Here is a 16,929-nt window from a genome sequence, read left to right as displayed (position 1 = left end):
GAGCCGATGCATCGCTCGATCTTTGAAATGTCGAATTCGATCCCAGCTAGTGTTTGCGGCAGTTCATCGGCCGAGCCGGAAAATATACCGGAGACGGCCGGTTGGTTGATGAATTCGCCGGCCTGCGACTCGGCCCCGAGGAGCGAGAGGACCTCGGCTAAGGAGTTCCGCATCATCACCACTACTCCACGGATAATGTAGGACTCCCGCTCCGCGGACGGCAGTTCGGCGCGTTGTGTAATATCTCGTTTATCTTTTCCCAGCGATCGGGGAGTTGTTTTTAGGCAGAGCCCTTGAGTTCGCGGTAGAGAGCCAAGCACGGGCAAGGTTCCAATCGCGGCGAACCGTTCGGAGTAGAAAGATCCGGCGTTTCGGCGACCTGTTCCTCAGTAAGCCCGGCGAAATACTTCATTTCAACTATCTGGGCCTGACGCGGGCTGAGCTTTGCAAGCCGTTCAAGAGCCTCGTCGGGGCGATCGTGTCCTCATGTTTTGCGATCGCGACCTCGGCTACGTCATCGAAGCGTCACCATTATCTGGTCGCCGCCACGCGCTTAAGGCTGTTTCGCTTGCGGGCGGGGGGGAATCGACGAACGCGCCGCATAAGCTGTGCGGAGATGCGCAAAGAAGCGATTCCAGTCCTGCCAATTCACCCGGTTCGAATCGACAAGCCTTAAAAACGCCTCATTGACGAGGCGGTCGTCTGCAATGTGTGGTCAGGATTCTGCCGCCGCATGTGGATTGCAGGCAAGTCGGCGGGGGAGTTCCTGATAAACGGCCGGCATCAGCTGCTCAAAGCGCACCGTCATCGCCCTCCACGCCAAGGGCGAGCAGCAATTGGGTTATTTCGAGGGCAGATCTTTCGTGCTCATTTCGCGATAACATTCGGCCTTAAGCCGTAACTCTCAATTCAAACCACGGCGTTCTAACACATTGATACGCATCGGTTCCGGACCCCAACGCGTTTTCCACAGTGTGTCCTGAAACATCGACAGGTGTCGTCTTACTCCGTTGAACACCGGCGGTCAGGCCGGAACAATGACGAAAGGGAATATAAACGGAGCAATTATTTTATGTAGAAAAATACAGGAATTCAATGGTTTTCACGCAAGTGAATCTTCACAGCTCGGTTGGCGAAAACGGCGTCGAAAATGCGAAGAGAAGGGTGACGTGATCGGCTGTTAGAGCCCTGATGAAATACGGCGAACTGGCGGCGGTCGTGGGCAGACGTCGAACTCCCGGAACCGAACGGGGTGATGGGGCCAAAGACGGCGGCACTCATCCGCCGCTTTCAGCAGCAGGAGCTACGGAAGTCCGCCGGCCGTGGCGTTATCGTTGACAACCGCATCGATACGGCAAAGGGAATTCGGCCCTCAGGACGGCGTGCGATGTGGACGATCCTGATGCTGAATACCGCAACCGTGAAACCTTCCTGCTGAAGGGAGCGGAAGGGTGAGATTACATCCACGAGATCGCGAAGCTTTATCGGCATTCAAATCCGCGGTCGGCGATAACGGCATCCGAACGCTGAACCTCGAGCTCGAGGCTCGGCACACCCGGGATAAGCACGCTCGGGCTTTCGCTTGAATAAAACGATCGAACAACAAAGGAAAGACACAATGAACAAGAAAATGAAAACGATACTCGCGGTCGCGATACCTGATGCTTGGGACGGTCGCCGCTATGCCGGCACAGACCTCAAGAATGAGGACGGCAATTACAGATCCAAGATTCACGACGGCGGGACGACCGCAACACATGGATCGACGGCAATTCAACGGTTCTTAGCATCTGCCAGCAGCTGCGAGATCCGGTGGTCAGGGTCGGCAAGATGCGTGTCGGCGAACTCCGGACAAGCTGATAAATCAAGAACGGGAAATTAAGCAAGTAAGTTCTCATCTTCCTCAGTGCGGCGGTTTGTTCGGTCGAGCGGGGTGACGTAAACGCACTTTATAAGGAGAAAAATAATGTTAGACGCAATCACAACCAGAAGTAATAAAGGCTCCCTGCCGAAATATGATTACCGCGAAACGATCGTCGCCTCGCGGCGGGTGAACTGGGCGATCGAGGACATCATCGGCGGCGATAAGCGGCTCGACTTCAGCAAGCGGTTCATGCCCGAATCGCTCGCTCGGGTCGATGGGCTCGGTTTCTGAACGAAGACGAAAAGCGAGTGCTGAACCAGATCCGCGGCCACGCATATCTGTCGATCTTCGGGCTCGTTGAAGAGTTCATCCTGCCGTTCGTGCTCGACCATGTAAGGCCGTCGCTCGACAAGGACGACTACCGTGTCCGGGCTTTCCTGCAATTTGCAAGCGAAGAGGCGAAGCACATTCAGCTTTTCAAGCAGTTCAGCCGCGAGTTTCAGGAGAACTTTGGCACCGAGTGCAAGGTCATTGGCCCGCCGGCCGAGGTTGCAAAGGCCGTTCTTGCCCATGGGCCACTCGGCGTTGCGTTGGTCATTCTTCACATCGAATGGATGACGCAGCGGCATTATCTGGACAGCATCAGGAACGATCAGGACCTCGACCCGCAGTTCAAGAGCCTGCTCAAGCATCACTGGCTTGAGGAAGCGCAGCACGCGAAGCTCGACACGATGATGATCGAGGCACTGGCCGCCGGAATGTCGGAACAGCAGATCAAGGAAGGTGTCGCGGACTATTTGGACATCGGCGGTTTTTTTCTCGATACGGGCCTCAAGCAGCAGACGCTCTTTGACCTTGAGGCGTTCGAGACTGCGACGGGCCGCACGCTTACCGAGGCCGAACGCGAGGAGTTCATAACGGTACAGCATCAGGCAAACCGCTGGACCTATCTCGGAACCGGGATGTCGCATCCGAAGTTCCTTGAAACGGTCGGAGCTCTCGACGCTGCAGAGCGGGAAAAGCTGGAAGAGGTAGTGCCGGCATTTTGCTAAATGCCCACACGGGAGGCGGCCGAGACCGCCTCCTTAACACCAGAGATCAAAGCAATATCTAGGAGAGAATTATGCAGACAGCACAGAAAGAACAGAAGATAGTTAACGGCGTCAACGTGACGGAGCTTTTCGAAACGATAGATGCCATCGGCGGGAACAAAGAGATCGCGAAATTCAATTTTCGGGCGAGCAACAAATGGATCAACGGCGGCCAGAACGAGACGGTCGTTGACGACTACGACGGAGCTTGCCAGACCTTCAAGCGCGATACGCCGTTCGTGTTCCGAAAGGACGAGCCGGCCATTTTGCTCGGAACGGATACGGGAGCGAACCCGGTCGAGTACCTGCTTGCGGCACTCGCGGGCTGCCTTACGACCAGCCTCGTTTACCACGCCGCGGCGAAAGGCATCAAGGTTGATGAGGTTACCCACCTATTCGGGCAACCTCGATCTTCGAGGGTTTCTCGGGATGGACCCGAACGTCCGAAACGGCTACAACGACATAAACATCGATTTCCGGGTCAAGGGCGATGCCACTCCCGAGCAGCTTGAGGAACTTGTCCGCATTGCCGAGCAGCGGTCCCCGGTCTATGACGTGGTCTCGAAGAGCGTTCCGGTGACGGTTACGGTCGCTAGGAAAAATTGTTCGACTGAATCCGAACGCATCCGGGGCTCGAAAACTAGGAATGAACCAATTCGACAAGGTTCTGCACTAAAGGTACTCCTAGTTTTCGAGCAAGGGGAAGGTAAAAAAAGCCGCGGGAATCGCTTCCGGCGGCTTTTTATTTTTATCAGTTCGCGTTCGGTTAGGTCTTTCGAAGCTCCGTAAGTACTTGTTTTGCAACGGCTTTCAGCGTATCAAAGACGCCGGTTCCGGTGGTTGCCACTGCTTCATATACGGGTTCACCCTTTTTCTGGAGCTCGTAGGTCAGGTCCTCGACCGGAACCGCTCCCGGAAGGTCGCGCTTGTTCAATTGCAGAACGTAGGGCAACTGCATCAGGTCATAACCCTGTGTTTGCAGGTTTTCCTCCAGGTTATATAGCGATTCGACGTTCGCATCCATCCGTTCTTCCTGGCTATCAGCGACAAAAACGACGCCGTCAACGCCCTTCAGGATCAGCTTTCGCGAGGCGTCGTAATAGACCTGGCCCGGAACGGTATAGAGGTGAAAACGCGTCTTGAAGCCGCGAACGGTCCCGAGCTCAAGCGGCATAAAGTCAAAAAAGAGCGTGCGGTCCGTCTCGGTGGCAAGGCTAATGAGTTTGCCTTTCGCCTGAGGGGCCGTAGCGTCGTAGATATACTGAAGATTCGTCGTTTTACCGCAAAGGCCGGGCCCGTAATAAACGATCTTGCAATTGATTTCCCGCGATGCGTAGTTGATAAAGGTCATGGCTCTGCTTGGGGCTGTTCGTTTAACGCCGTAAATATTCTAGCTAAAAAGGCTGTCAATATCCTCATCCGTGATGTCGGCGAATGCCGACGCACTATTTGCGGCAAATGCCTGCGATTGCTTTGAGGCTTCTTCGAGAATTGCCGCAACTTCGTAGCTGGCACGCTTGGTTCGGAGCTTTACAAGGCCGAGGGTCGAACGTTCATCAAACACGACGACCAAAAGGCTGCGGCCGATGACGCTGATAAAGATGCTCTCGCGTTCGCCTTCGTGGAATACTGCCGGGAAGCCGTCCTCACCGATAAGCTTTGCCATGCTGTTGGTCGCGGCAACGTTGCCGGCCGCAAGCGAAGCAAAGCTTGTCGTATCCATATCGCCGATCTCGCCGTTGAAAGCGATCGTCTGCCCGTCGCGGTCAACAAGGAAAACGACCCGGGCGACGCACTCAACGCACAAGCGTGCGAGCACGGTCTTCAATTTCTGAAACTCTTGTTCCTGCAGGATAAAGGGCGAATGGGCCATTTCGTGATTACCCGAAAGTTTAGGATGAAAAGAGAACTCTGCGGATCCGCAACTTCCTCGAAAGTTGGAGGGAAGGTCGAGCGACCAAATATAAAGGTAGCATAGCCGAGAGCGGGCAAACAAGATGTTTTTAAACTTTTTTGCCAAAAATCTTGAGGTTTCCGTCGATTAGAAATATGATGCGAACGGCATTGTTTTTGGCAAAAGCCATGAAATCGAAGTGATGACGCACCAATTTCACCGAAACTCGAACGTTGTCGCCATCGGGGGAGGCAATGGCCTTTCGACCCTTTTATCGGGGCTCAAGGCGTTTGTCGGCGATCGAGGCGATGTTGCCGGGCCGGTTAACAGAGCTTTCGGCAATAGTTGCCGTCTCGGACGACGGCGGAAGTTCGGGACGCCTTCGTGATGAACTGGACATTCCGCCGCCCGGCGATATTCGCAACTGCCTCGTCGCTCTTTCGGAGGATTCACACCTGCTCTCCCGGCTTTTTCAGCACCGGTTCACCGGGGACGGCGAACTCGCCGGCCATAGTTGCGGGAATCTCTTTCTCGCCGCACTTTCTGGAAGTTACAGGCGATTTTTCAGAAGCGGTTCGGCTTTCGGCCGAGATCCTTGCGACGAAAGGCCACCTTTATCCGGCGACGAGCACCAATGTCCGCATTGCCGCCCGCACTGCCGACGGCGAAACTATCAAGGGCGAGACCAACATAGGCAAATGCGGCAAACGCATTGAGCGGCTTTTTCTGGAACCGGCGAAGTGCGAGCCGCTGCCCGGTGCGATCGAGGCGATCCGAAGTGCGGACCTGATAACGGTTGGCCCGGGCTCGCTATACACAAGCATTTTACCGCCGCTTCTGGTGCCGGCGATCCGGCGTGCGATCGTTGAATCCGAGGCCATTAAGGTCTTCATCTGCAATTTGATGACCCAGCCCGGAGAAACTGACGGAATGACCGGCCGGAGGCATCTTGAGGTCGTTAAAGAGCATATTCTGGAGCTTCAGTTCGATTTCCTTATTGTCAACAACCGGCCGGTTTCCGACCGGCAAGCTGAGCTTTATCTAAGAGAAGGTGCCGAGCAGATCGGCGTCCATGGTTCGATGAACGAGGAAGAGATCGAAGGGAGCCGTGGTTATCAAACGCGATCTGCTTGATTCGGGTGAGAAGGTCCGGCACGATCCGGCCAAGCTTGCCCGAACGGTACTCGAATGCCTCGGCACGGGTGCGAGCGGCTATTTGCATACCTCGAATGCCCCGGACATCGGGACTGTTGCGTGACATAAGCCTGCTTTATTCGTATCATTTCACTTTCTTGTCGTTCGAAACCTGAAATGCAAAACGAATCTCCGGGAAATAAGCCGATCGACGTGCTGATACTTGCCGCCGGGCTCGGAACGCGGATGCGTTCGGGCATAGCGAAAGGTGCTGCACCGGCTGGGCGAAACGCCGCTGATCAATCACGTTTGCCGCACGGCCGCCGCTCTCGGGCCCGACAAGATCTACGTGGTCGTCGGACACCAGGCGGACGAGGTAAAGAAGGCCGTACTGGAAGAGATCGAGGCCGATCGCGTCGAATTTGTAACGCAGAAAGAGCAGCTCGGCACGGGCGATGCGGTCAATGCGGCCCGCGATCACTTTACCGATCGCGATTCGACGCTCCTGATACTTTCAGGCGACGTCCCGCTTATACGGCACGAAACACTCGCCTCCTTGGTCCAATATCACCACAACCACCGCGGACGCGGGGCGGCGGCGACCGTTTTGACCGTTAAGCTCAAGGACCCGACAGGTTACGGCCGCGTTGTTCGCTCGGGTGAAGGTCTTTTCGACCGGATCGTGGAGCAGAAAGATGCTTCAAACGTCGAGCTTGAGATAAACGAGATCAACGCCGGTATCTACTGCTTCGATTCGCGAAAGCTTTTTGCGGCACTGGCAGATGTAAAGAACGACAACGCCCAGGGTGAATACTATTTGACGGACGTCCCGGCAATGCTTCGTGAAGCGGGCGACGACGTTGCGGTTTACAGCCATGGCGACCACAAGGAGATCGAAGGCGTCAACAACCGTGTGCAGCTTGCCGAAATGGAGCGCGTGCTAAGGCGGCGTACGGTTCAGCGGCTAATGCTCGACAGCGGCGTCACTTTTATCGACCCGAAAAGCGTTTACATCAGCGAGCGGGCAAAGTTTGGCCGCGACACGGTCATTTATCCGAACGTTTCGGTCGAGGGAAATTCCGAGATCGGCGACGGCTGCACGATAAGGCAGGGAACACGCCTGACCAACGCGCGGGTCGGCCACGGCGTCGAAATACTCGATAACTGCGTGGTGGTCGATTCGGAGATCGGGAACGGCTGCACCGTCGGCCCGATGGCTCATCTCCGCGGAAAAGCCGTAATGATGGAAGGGGCAAAGGTCGGGAATTTTGTCGAGATGAAGAAGACCCAGCTCGGCCGCGGCTCAAAGGCAAACCACCTGACATATCTCGGCGATGCAACGATCGGCGACAAGACGAATATTGGTGCGGGAACGATCACCTGTAACTATGATGGTAAGAACAAGCACGAAACCCACATCGGCAATGACGTGAAGATCGGTTCGGACACGATGCTAGTCGCTCCGGTAAAGGTCGGCGACGGCGCTGCAACCGGAGCGGGAAGTGTTGTGACGAAAGATGTCGAGGCCGGAGAATTGGTAGTCGGGGTACCTGCAAAAACCAAAGCGCCGTAATGCGGCGGAATTGAGTATTACAAATGATGAAGTGTTCCATCTTGATTACGGTCGCAGTTCTTTCGGTAGCCCTAAGTATCGCGGGCCAAACTTGCGATGATTTGAAAGGGCTCATCGATAAATCGTACGGGTTCAAGCCGTCGAAGTTGACTGCCGAACAGATCGACGCGAAGTCAGCTGAACTGGACAAGGTATGGAACATCGTGGAAAAGAATCCGAAAGTTCTTCTGCCGTGCCTTCTTGCAGAGATACAACATAGGAAAGACGATTCATTTTTTCGCTTCAATGCGAGCAACTTGCTCTACAAGCATGATCAGTCGGTTGCGACCAAGAAGCTCATGATCGAGACGTATTCTGGCGCAGACTTGGCAGATATCAATCTTCGATACTGGCTTCCTTACATGGCAAAGTTCGGGGAAGAAGGCCTCGACGTCACGAAGGCCGGACAGACATGGCTTCGCTTTCCTAAACCTGTTTACTATCTACCGCAACACGGTCCGCGTCCTATCGACAAGGGTATTGGTGCACTAGCAATCTTCGGCAGCATGGACGAAGCAGTTGCGACACCGGTTCTTGCTCGATTGGCTTCTGAGGAGAACACAGATTTCAGAAGTATTGCGATTTGGTTGCTCACAAGGCAAGCAACTTCTGATTCAGACCAAGCAGTTACCGAGTTAGCTTCGAAAGTGCCATCACCGCTATCCGAACGGCTCTCGCAAGATGTTTCGACACCCAAACTAATCGAGCCACGGGAGGGTACACCAAAGACCTCGCGGGAACAATTCGTTAAAGCAATGAACGACCTCCTCGAAGGAAAACCGGACTCCTGGATCGAACTGACTGTTGAGGTGAAGGATGGCGAGCGAGATATGGTAGCGGTTCTGAGCGAGACTGATTTGCCGCTTATACGAAAGTTTCGACGTAAGTTTGCGGCGAACGCGACTCCGCACTCGCCGGATTGGTACGAAACGTTCACCCAGATCATTAATACGCTACGTTCAAAAAAGAAGGGAAAGTAAGCGGTAAAATAGTTTCTTGAGTAGTTTATGTGCGGAATTGTTGGATACGTTGGAAATAAGCAGGTCGTGCCGTTGATCATTGATGGCTTGAGGAAGCTCGAGTATCGCGGGTACGACTCGGCGGGCATTGCGGTCGTTGACGAGGGGCGGCATTTGGAACTTCGGCGGGCCGAGGGCAAGCTCCGCAACCTTGAGGAAGCGATCCGGTTAAAGCCGCTCGATGGGACATACGGCATTGGCCACACGCGATGGGCAACGCACGGCAGGCCGACCGAGGAAAACGCCCACCCGCACCGTGACCGCTCGGGCAAGGTCGTTGTGGTCCACAACGGCATTATCGAGAACTATCTTGCCTTAAAAGAAAGGCTTGCCGATCAGGGACACGAATTCAAGACCGAGACGGACACCGAAGTAGTAGCCCATCTGATCGGTCATTACATCGAAAAAGAAGGGCTTTCGCTCGAGCTTGCGGTACGAAAGGCGGTTGCCGAGCTTCGCGGGATATTCGCCCTTTCAATCATCTCCGTCGATGAGCCGGATACGGTGATCGCGGTCCGCGAAGGGCCGCCGGTCGTTATCGGGCTCGGTGACGGCGAGTTCTTTGTCGCCTCGGACATCCCGCCGATCCTTGCTCATACTCGCGACGTTTTCTTCCTTGGCGACCGCGAGATCGCGGTGCTGACGAAAGAGAGCGTGCGGGTGACGGACTTTGACGGCAACGCGGTCGAGCCGCAGCGGCAGCGGATCACCTGGGACCCGATAATGGCGGAGAAGGGCGGCTTTAAACACTTCATGCTCAAGGAGATATACGAGCAGCCGCGAGCCGTCCGCGATACGGTTCAGGGCCGCGTTTCGCTCGACACGGGCCGCGTTTACCTCGACGAAATGGACATCTCCGAGGAGGAATTTCGCTCGATCACCTCGATCAAGATCGCTGCCTGCGGAACGTCGTGGCACGCCGGGCTTGCCGGGAAGTACATGCTCGAAAAGCTCGCCCGCGTTCCGGTCGAGGTCGATTACGCGTCGGAGTTCCGCTATCGCGATCCGGTGCTGAGCGAGAGCGACCTGCTGATCGTCATCTCGCAATCGGGCGAGACGGCCGACACCATCGCCGCGATGCGCGAAGCACGGCAGCAGGGCTGCAAGGTGCTCGCCGTCTGCAATGTGCAGGGCTCGATGATCCACCGCGAGGCGGACGGGACGATACTGACCCACGCCGGGCCGGAGATCGGCGTTGCCTCGACCAAGGCGTTCACGGCGCAGATGATCGCGCTTTATCTCTTTGCTCTCTATCTGGGCGAACTTCGCGGCACGATAAACGAAGACGAGGCCAAGCGGCTGGCTCAGGACCTTGCCGAGCTTCCGCTTAAGATCGAACAGCTTTTGAACGACGCCGACCTGATCGAGGAACTTTCGAAGGACTTTTTCCGCGTGCAGGATTTTCTTTATCTCGGCCGCGGCATCAATTTTCCGGTCGCTCTTGAGGGAGCACTCAAGCTCAAGGAGATCAGCTACATCCACGCTGAGGGCTATCCGGCCGGCGAGATGAAGCACGGGCCGAATGCCTTGATCGACGAGAAGCTGCCGGTCGTTGTGGTCAACACCCGAGAGAACGGCAACGACGGAAGCGAGCTTCGCTACGAGAAAACGCACTCGAACATCGTCGAGGTGAAGGCACGCGACGGCATCGTGATCGCTGTGCTGACCGAGGGCGACGGGATGAGCTCAAAGGTCGCCGACCACGTCATCGAGATCCCCGAAACCTCCGACCTTCTCGGGCCGGTGCTCTCGGTCGTCCCGCTCCAGCTTCTTGCCTATCACATCGCCGTCCGCCGCGGCTGCGACGTCGATCAGCCGAGAAATCTGGCGAAGAGCGTTACCGTGGAGTAAAATAAGAGTTATGAAATGGCGTGTCGTCTTAGAGCGTGACGAAGAAACCGGTGAATGGGCAGTATGGTGCCCCGAGTTGCCCGGCTGCACCAGTGCGGGCGTCACCGAGGATGAAGCTCTCGAGAACATTCGCGAAGCGATCGAGCTTTATCTCGAGCCTGCTACCTATCCCTTTGCTCCGACCGCAGTCATTCGCGAGGTTTACGTCTAGCAATCAAGCGAATGAGGACGTTCACTTCCAAAGAGATCGAACGCCTCCTGGCCAGATTTGGATTCGTGTTGGTTTCTCAAAAGGGAAGTCACAGAAAATGGAGGAATTACTCCACGGGCCGACAGGTGATCGTACCTTTTCATAGCGGCAAGAATCTCCCCGTCGGAACTCTTCGCAATATTCTTGAGAACGCGGCGATCCCCGAGTCGGAATGGAAGAACTAGTAACAATCCTCTTTGCCGCCAGCCAAAGATCTGATCGTTAAGAATGAAGGCAATTGTCATTGTAGAATTCGGCGGGCCTGAGGTGCTCGGACTTGCGGAGGTTGAAACGCCAAGCCCGGCGGATGGGCAGGTGCTCGTCCGCGTTAAGGCGGCCGGTGTGAATCCGGTCGATACTTATATTCGTTCGGGGATTCACGCCGTTAAACCGAAGCTGCCTTATACGCCGGGAAAGGATGGTGCGGGGGTCGTCGAAGCGGTCGGTCCGGGAGTGCGGCGATTTGCGCCCGGAGACCATGTTTACATCGCCGATACGCTGACCGGTACCTACGCAGAATATGCTCTTTGCCGAGAGGATCAGCTCGGGCGGCTTCCGGAGAACGTTTCGTTCGAAGCCGGTGCGGGTGTTTTCACGCCCTATGCCACTGCCTATCGGGCGCTGTTTCAAAAGGCCGGAGCGAAGATAGGCGAGACCGTTCTTGTCCACGGAGCCTCAGGCGGTGTTGGGATCGCGGCGGTTCAGTGGGCAAAGAGTGCGGGAATGTGTGTGATCGGCACTGCAAGCACCGAGGAGGGCCGATCGCTTGCAATGGCGAACGGTGCTGATGCGGTGTTCGACCACTCGGATGACGGGCATTACGCGGCGATCATGGAATTCACCGATGGCAAAGGCTGCGATGTCATTCTTGAGATGCTGGCGAACGTGAATCTTGAGAATGACTTCGAGGCTCTCGCAAAGTATGGACGGATCGTCGTTATCGGCAGCCGCGGAAGCCTTGAGTTCACGCCACGGCTGGCGATGACCAAAGAAGCGACGATCCTCGGGATGTCACTTTTCAATGCCGCTCCGCACGAAATGGCAGAGATCCACCGTGCCATCGAGAATGGTCTCGAGACCGGTGTGGTTGCTCGGTCATCAGTAAGACATTCACGCTAGGCGAAGCACCGGAGGCACACCGCGAAGTTATCGAAGGCAAAAGCCCAGGGAAGATAGTATTACTGACATAAGAGGGCCATCGCTAACGAAGATCGGGTTCAGAAACAAAATTCAGGTCGGACAGATCGGTATCTAGGTTTACGACCCTTACTGGGTCGGGAAAAAAGGTTCGCCCCGATGCCGCAGAGACGATATACGTTTGGCCGGAGGGCAGGCCCTCAATTGCGTAATATCCGAACTGGTTGGTTAAGGCCAAGACAGGTTCGTCAAGCTCGCCACCTTGCACCATGATCCGGACATTAGAAATGCCTCGGCCATCCGGTGCTATTGCTCGCCCGGAAATGCTTGCCGGAGCAGACGTTGGGCCAAGCGACGTCAGAGTAAGTGAAGCGGCGGAGACCGTACCGGTATCCGCGGCAGCACAATCCAAGAAACGCAAGGTCCAAGTCCCATTAGGGTTCGCAACCGGCAGAAAGACCGGGAACATTGATGTAAAGGCCGGGCCCGGATTGACTGGCGAGAATGGGCCGGATTCCTGGGTCCGATAATTGCCACCCGGGATGTTGAAAGTGTTGCCTCCAGCTGCTGCTGCGGACCATATATTTCCAGTGTTTATGTCAGCGAAAGTATAGGTGCCGTTCAGGTTAGAACTATCCCCGAAGGAACCGGTAAGGCTCGTCCGGCCAACGTAGGCGAAGATCACATGTGACGTACCGTCTGGTGCTATCAGCAATACCTGAAGGTCGCCTATGTAGGTGTGTGTCATAGTGAAAGAAATGGTTGTCGATGTGACCGCTCCAAGCAATCCAGTAACTGCAAAATTGACATCTCTTGGAGCACCACACGTAGGGTTAGGAGAAGTGCCGTCCGGAATTGCACCGGTTCCGGTGCCGGGAAACGTCTGGGATATCGTGGGAATGGAAAAAGTGCGGCGACCGAGATTGCTAATAAAATCTGTACAGTATAGGTTTGATCGAGGGGGTTGGCATAGTGAGATTCTCCCGGATGATTGTATAGCCGTTGCCGGCCAATTCCGATGATAATGCAGAGTCGAAATGAAAGTCAACCATGTTAAACAATCATGCCTGCACTATCTGCGCTGATCCGGCCTCGTTCAAATTCCGGCAAAGCCCCGAAGACCTGCAAAGCGTATTTGACGTTACCGAACGGAGCTGAAACCTGAACGCCTGCGATGACATCCCGCACCTCGAGCAAGGATTCGCGAGCGATCTTGATGCCTTCCTCGCGTGCCTCGTCCTTTCCTTTCTCCGAAGCGACCCGCATCCGATCGAGTATCTCGGGCGTGACGTTCACACCCGGCACCTCGTTGTGCAGGAACTCGGCATTGCGGAAGCTGACGAGCGGCCAGATGCCGGCGACGATCGGGATCTTGACGTGGGCGATGCGGTCGATGAACGACCGAAGCTGCTCGGTGTCAAAAACGGGCTGGGTGATGGCATATTCCGCACCGGCCTCGACTTTCCACTCGAATCTGCGGATCTCCTCATCGATGTTTACCGCACCGGGATTCACGCCGACGCCGATCGAAAACGCAGTCGGTTTTCCGATCGGGTTATTGCCGATGTCGAGACCGTGGTTGAGTTTATTGACCATATTGGTCAGGCCGATGGCGTCAATGTCAAAGACCGCCGTCGCATCGGGGTAAGGGCCCATCTTCGGCGGGTCACCGGTGATCAGGAGAAGGTTGTGTAAGTCGAGAGCCGCGGCCCCGAGCAGGTCGGACATCATTCCGAGCAGGTTCCGGTCGCGGCAGCAGTAGTGGAGCACGGCCTCGATGCCGATCTCGCGTTCGACGAGGACGGCCGTCGCCTGAGCGGACATCCGAGTCTGGGCCCGCGGGCCGTCGGGAATGTTAACCGCGTCAACTCCGGCCTCTTTCAGCAAACGGATCGAATCGAGCGTCGCCTGAGCGTCGCAGCCCTTAGGCGGGAGCACTTCGACCGAGGTGACGAATTCGCCGCGGGCGATCTTTGCAGACCAGCGTGAGCGTTCCTCTGGTGAGACGACCGAAACATCCTCGGGTTTGAGTTCGGTGACGCTCACGTGCTTTACGGCCGCCGATTGGTGAAGCTGTCGCGGGCTGATCGAGCGGATCGCATCGGCGATCAGCTTGATGTGGGTCGGCGTTGTGCCGCAGCAGCCGCCGACGAAGTTCGCTCCGGCCTGGACGAAACGTTTTGCAAAGGTCGCCATGTATTCGGGCGAGCCCATGTAGAACTGGCGGCCCTGGACGTCGCGGGGAAGCCCGGCGTTCGGCTGGGCGGAAAGCGGGAGCGAGGTCACGGCCCGCATCTTTTCCAGTGCTGAGAGAACGTGGGTCGGGCCCATTCCGCAGTTGAGTCCGATGACGTCAACACCGAGTCTTTCGAGCTCTGCGGTGAACGTCTCCGGCGCGGTTCCGAAACTTGTTTTGCCATGGTCCTGGATCGTCATCTGGGCGACGATAGGAAGATCGCAGATCTCCTTTACGGCAAGGATGGCCTGTTCGATCACTGACAGTTCGGAGAAAGTCTCCAGAATGAATAGATCGACGCCGCCTTCGAGCAGAGCCTCTGCCTGCTCGCGGAAAAGAGCTCGTGCTTCTTCGAACGATGTCGGGCCGAAGGGCTCGATCCGAAGCCCGAGCGGGCCGATCGCACCGGCGACAAATGCTTTGTCACCCGCAGCTTCGCGGGCAAGGCGGGCGGCGGCGATGTTGATCTCGCGGAGCCGCGATTCGAGGCCGTATTGCTGAAGCTTGTGCCGCGTTGCACCAAATGAATTTGTTTCTATCACGTCCGCTCCGGCCTTTACGTATTCGGCGTGGACCTCGCGGACAAGGTCGGGTGAGGTCAGGTTGAGCTCGTCGTAGCTGCGGTTGATGTAAACGCCCTTGTCGTAAAGCCGGGTGCCGACCGCTCCGTCAAAAACGAAAACGCTGTCCGAAGCAAGCAATTCACGAAAATCTCTCATAACTAAAAAGGCCTCGCCAAACAGCGAGACCTCAGATTTCAGATCGATTGTCGCAAGCTGTTTAGCAGTTTATTTAACGTGGTCGCAAGTCGCAATAACTCACCACGGTGTAATACCGAATAATGCGACTTTCGCGGCCGAGTGTCAAGGATTCAGCGTTGGCACCTCCGGCAAAAGAAGGTCGAGCGTCCTGCTTGCTTTATTCTAACGATGCTCTCGCCGCATGCAGGGCATTCCTCGCCCTCGCGGCCGTAAACGCGCCAATCGGGCGAATCCTGTTCGCCATAAAAATTTCCGCCGATATTTCCGGGCTCGACCGGAACAGAACGGCTTGATTCAATGGCGCGAGCAAGAACGGCGAGAATCGCGGAGTGGAGAAGTTCGGTCTTCGGCTTTGTTAGCCGGTTCGCACGCTTTCGCGGGTCGATGCCGGATTCGAACAACGCCTCCGCGGCGTATATGTTTCCGAGCCCGCAGACCTTCGTTTGGTCGAGCAAAAACTCCTTGATCGGACGCGATGAGGCCTTGAGTTTCGACCGAAGATAATCGACCGAGAAATCCTTGCCGAAAGGTTCCGGAGCAAGTTTGCAAAGCTCCTTTGCGGCGCCGAGTTCATCGCTCCGGACGATGTTCATGAACCCGAAGTGCCGCTGATCGCTGAAGTTGAGCGTCTCGCCGCCGAGTTCGAACTGGGCGTGTGTGAACCGCGGCGGTTCGCTGCCCGCGGCGGCGATCGAGAAACGGCCGCTCATCCGAAGATGAACGATCAACGTACGTTTGTTATCAAGTTCAAAAAGAATATGTTTTCCGCGACGGCGAATTGAGTTGATGCGGGCATTCGCAAGCAGGGCGTTGAAATCGTCAGGCGCAAATGCGGGTGCTAGCCGCTGGCGGTGGAGCATTGCATGCTCGATCCGGCGGCCGCGGACGAGCAGGTCAAGATGGCTGGCAACGAGTTGGACCTCGGGTAATTCGGGCATTTCGAAAGTTTCTAGGTGACGGAGTAGTCCGGTATCGTGGCCTTGTCACCGAGCACGGTACCGTCGGTGATCGAACTGCTTCTGCCGATGAACGAACTTCGCCCGACGATCGAGCCGTGAACTGCGGCACCGGCGGCGATCCGCGTATGTGCCCAGATCACGGAGTTCTCGACAACGGCTTTCTCTTCGAGCATCACCCCTGGGCCGAGGACCGAATTTCGCACGGTAGCATTCGGCTTTATCACGCAGCCCTCGCCGATGAGCGAAACACCATCGACCGATGCGGCGGTCGCGATCTCGCTTTGCGAATCGAGTTTTCGGGTCGAGAAACTCCAATCTTCCCCGCCAAAAAGTCCATATGAGCCTGAAGATAGCTGGCCGGGTTGCCAATATCCCGCCAATATCCGTTGCTGAGCAAATATGAACGGAAGTTCAGCCCCTTTTCTAGCATCGCCGGGAAAATATTGAATTCGAACGAGGAGTGTTCGCCGTGCGGGACAAGATCAAGCACCGAGCGTCCAAAGATGTAAATTCCGGCATTGATGTTCCGCGAGCGGAGGTTCGGGACGTCCTCGGCCTTTGGCTTTTCGAGAAAGCGTTCGACGCGCCCGTCGGCGTCTGTTTCGACGAGCCCGTAGCGTGTCGGATCTTCGACCTCGACCAAAACGATGGTCGCGTCCGCCTTGGTAGTGCGGTGCTGATCGAGCACTTTCGCAAGATCGATATCCGTAAGTATGTCACCATTTAGGACGACATAGGTCTGCGAGGTTTCGTCCGCCGCAAAACGAAACGCACCGCTTGTGCCGAGCGGATTCGGCTCGGTCACAAAGCTGACCTTTGAGCGGTACTGCGAACCGTCGCCGATCGCGTCTTCGATCTTGTTTGGCTGGTAGCTAAGCGAAAGGACGGCTTTTTCGACGCCAGCCGCCGCAAGCATTTCAAGCTGGAACGCCAAAAAAGGCCGGTTCATCATCGGAACGATCGGCTTTGGCGTAAAGACCGTCAGCGGCCGCAGTCGCGTGCCCTTTCCGCCGGCAAGTATAACTGCACTTACATCACTCATGATAAACACCGACAAGCGAAACGTTAGCCTAAATCCTAAACACGCAAAAATCAAAAGCTTCCGAAAAGCCTTCGAGTGA

The 16,929-nt window shown here is 56.0% G+C and carries 16 protein-coding genes, 4 pseudogenes and 1 riboswitch; of the genes and pseudogenes, 11 read left to right on the top strand and 9 right to left on the bottom strand.

Features of this window, described 5'->3' with window-relative positions; translation table 11 throughout:
* A partial coding sequence (locus tag IPM21_10560) for a hypothetical protein (GenBank protein ID MBK9164333.1) occupies nt 1-173 on the bottom strand: 173 nt, incomplete at its 3' end.
* 107 nt (nt 174-280) lie between these two features.
* Nucleotides 281-469 (bottom strand): annotated as a pseudogene (locus IPM21_10555) (RNA polymerase subunit sigma-70).
* A gap of 783 nt (nt 470-1,252) precedes the next feature.
* Here IPM21_10555 and IPM21_10550 point away from each other — a divergent pair.
* The 4 genes and pseudogenes from IPM21_10550 to IPM21_10535 all read left to right on the top strand — a co-directional run bounded on the left by IPM21_10550 (nt 1,253) and on the right by IPM21_10535 (nt 3,744).
* Entirely contained in the window at nt 1,253-1,438 is a 186-nt protein-coding gene (locus IPM21_10550) for a hypothetical protein (GenBank protein MBK9164332.1), read from the top strand.
* A gap of 528 nt (nt 1,439-1,966) precedes the next feature.
* On the top strand, nt 1,967-2,155 hold the full coding sequence (locus IPM21_10545) for a hypothetical protein (protein MBK9164331.1): 189 nt from the start codon (nt 1,967-1,969) through the stop codon (nt 2,153-2,155).
* A 17-nt stretch (nt 2,156-2,172) separates the two neighbouring features.
* Entirely contained in the window at nt 2,173-2,916 is a 744-nt protein-coding gene (locus IPM21_10540; protein ID MBK9164330.1) for a diiron oxygenase, read from the top strand.
* A gap of 71 nt (nt 2,917-2,987) precedes the next feature.
* Nucleotides 2,988-3,744, top strand: a pseudogene (locus tag IPM21_10535) (OsmC family protein).
* Here IPM21_10535 and IPM21_10530 read toward each other — a convergent pair.
* The gene (locus IPM21_10530) at nt 3,722-4,306 is read right to left on the bottom strand and encodes a GTPase domain-containing protein (GenBank protein MBK9164329.1); all 585 of its coding nucleotides are present in this window, start codon (nt 4,304-4,306) and stop codon (nt 3,722-3,724) included. The pseudogene IPM21_10535 and the gene IPM21_10530 overlap by 23 nt on opposite strands.
* A gap of 39 nt (nt 4,307-4,345) precedes the next feature.
* Nucleotides 4,346-4,828: a roadblock/LC7 domain-containing protein gene (locus IPM21_10525; protein ID MBK9164328.1), complete on the bottom strand. Its 483-nt coding sequence runs from the start codon at nt 4,826-4,828 to the stop codon at nt 4,346-4,348.
* Between the two features lie 223 nt (nt 4,829-5,051).
* Between IPM21_10525 and yvcK the strand changes: the two are divergent.
* From yvcK to IPM21_10490, 7 genes and pseudogenes are all read left to right on the top strand, one after another.
* Nucleotides 5,052-6,107, top strand: a pseudogene (gene yvcK / locus IPM21_10520) (uridine diphosphate-N-acetylglucosamine-binding protein YvcK).
* A gap of 144 nt (nt 6,108-6,251) precedes the next feature.
* Complete coding sequence (gene glmU, locus IPM21_10515; protein MBK9164327.1) at nt 6,252-7,556, top strand: bifunctional UDP-N-acetylglucosamine diphosphorylase/glucosamine-1-phosphate N-acetyltransferase GlmU; 1,305 nt, start codon at nt 6,252-6,254, stop codon at nt 7,554-7,556.
* A 101-nt stretch (nt 7,557-7,657) separates the two neighbouring features.
* The gene (locus tag IPM21_10510) at nt 7,658-8,575 is read left to right on the top strand and encodes a hypothetical protein (GenBank protein ID MBK9164326.1); all 918 of its coding nucleotides are present in this window, start codon (nt 7,658-7,660) and stop codon (nt 8,573-8,575) included.
* Between the two features lie 27 nt (nt 8,576-8,602).
* The gene (glmS, locus tag IPM21_10505) at nt 8,603-10,465 is read left to right on the top strand and encodes a glutamine--fructose-6-phosphate transaminase (isomerizing) (GenBank protein ID MBK9164325.1); all 1,863 of its coding nucleotides are present in this window, start codon (nt 8,603-8,605) and stop codon (nt 10,463-10,465) included.
* Between the two features lie 10 nt (nt 10,466-10,475).
* Nucleotides 10,476-10,676: a type II toxin-antitoxin system HicB family antitoxin gene (locus IPM21_10500; GenBank protein MBK9164324.1), complete on the top strand. Its 201-nt coding sequence runs from the start codon at nt 10,476-10,478 to the stop codon at nt 10,674-10,676.
* 11 nt (nt 10,677-10,687) lie between these two features.
* Entirely contained in the window at nt 10,688-10,900 is a 213-nt protein-coding gene (locus IPM21_10495) for a type II toxin-antitoxin system HicA family toxin (protein MBK9164323.1), read from the top strand.
* 43 nt (nt 10,901-10,943) lie between these two features.
* Nucleotides 10,944-11,905, top strand: a pseudogene (locus tag IPM21_10490) (NADPH:quinone reductase).
* A gap of 11 nt (nt 11,906-11,916) precedes the next feature.
* On the opposite strand, the gene IPM21_10485 reads toward IPM21_10490, so the two are convergent.
* The 5 genes from IPM21_10485 to IPM21_10465 form a co-directional block, all read right to left on the bottom strand.
* On the bottom strand, nt 11,917-12,600 hold the full coding sequence (locus tag IPM21_10485; GenBank protein ID MBK9164322.1) for a proprotein convertase P-domain-containing protein: 684 nt from the start codon (nt 12,598-12,600) through the stop codon (nt 11,917-11,919).
* Between the two features lie 305 nt (nt 12,601-12,905).
* Nucleotides 12,906-14,807, bottom strand: a complete 1,902-nt coding sequence (locus tag IPM21_10480; protein ID MBK9164321.1) for a bifunctional homocysteine S-methyltransferase/methylenetetrahydrofolate reductase — start codon at nt 14,805-14,807, stop codon at nt 12,906-12,908.
* Nucleotides 14,808-14,847: 40 nt separating this feature from the next.
* Nucleotides 14,848-14,923: riboswitch (SAM riboswitch) on the bottom strand.
* A gap of 36 nt (nt 14,924-14,959) precedes the next feature.
* Entirely contained in the window at nt 14,960-15,787 is an 828-nt protein-coding gene (gene mutM / locus IPM21_10475; GenBank protein MBK9164320.1) for a bifunctional DNA-formamidopyrimidine glycosylase/DNA-(apurinic or apyrimidinic site) lyase, read from the bottom strand.
* Nucleotides 15,788-15,798: 11 nt separating this feature from the next.
* The gene (locus tag IPM21_10470) at nt 15,799-16,011 is read right to left on the bottom strand and encodes a hypothetical protein (protein ID MBK9164319.1); all 213 of its coding nucleotides are present in this window, start codon (nt 16,009-16,011) and stop codon (nt 15,799-15,801) included.
* A gap of 17 nt (nt 16,012-16,028) precedes the next feature.
* Entirely contained in the window at nt 16,029-16,850 is an 822-nt protein-coding gene (locus tag IPM21_10465) for a nucleotidyltransferase family protein (GenBank protein ID MBK9164318.1), read from the bottom strand.
* Nucleotides 16,851-16,929: the final 79 nt, after the last annotated feature.

It is taken from the genome of Acidobacteriota bacterium (assembly GCA_016716435.1).
GTDB lineage: Bacteria > Acidobacteriota > Blastocatellia > Pyrinomonadales > Pyrinomonadaceae > OLB17.
The sequence above is the reverse complement of the archived record's forward strand: the minus strand, read 5'-3'. Positions and strand labels throughout refer to the sequence as shown.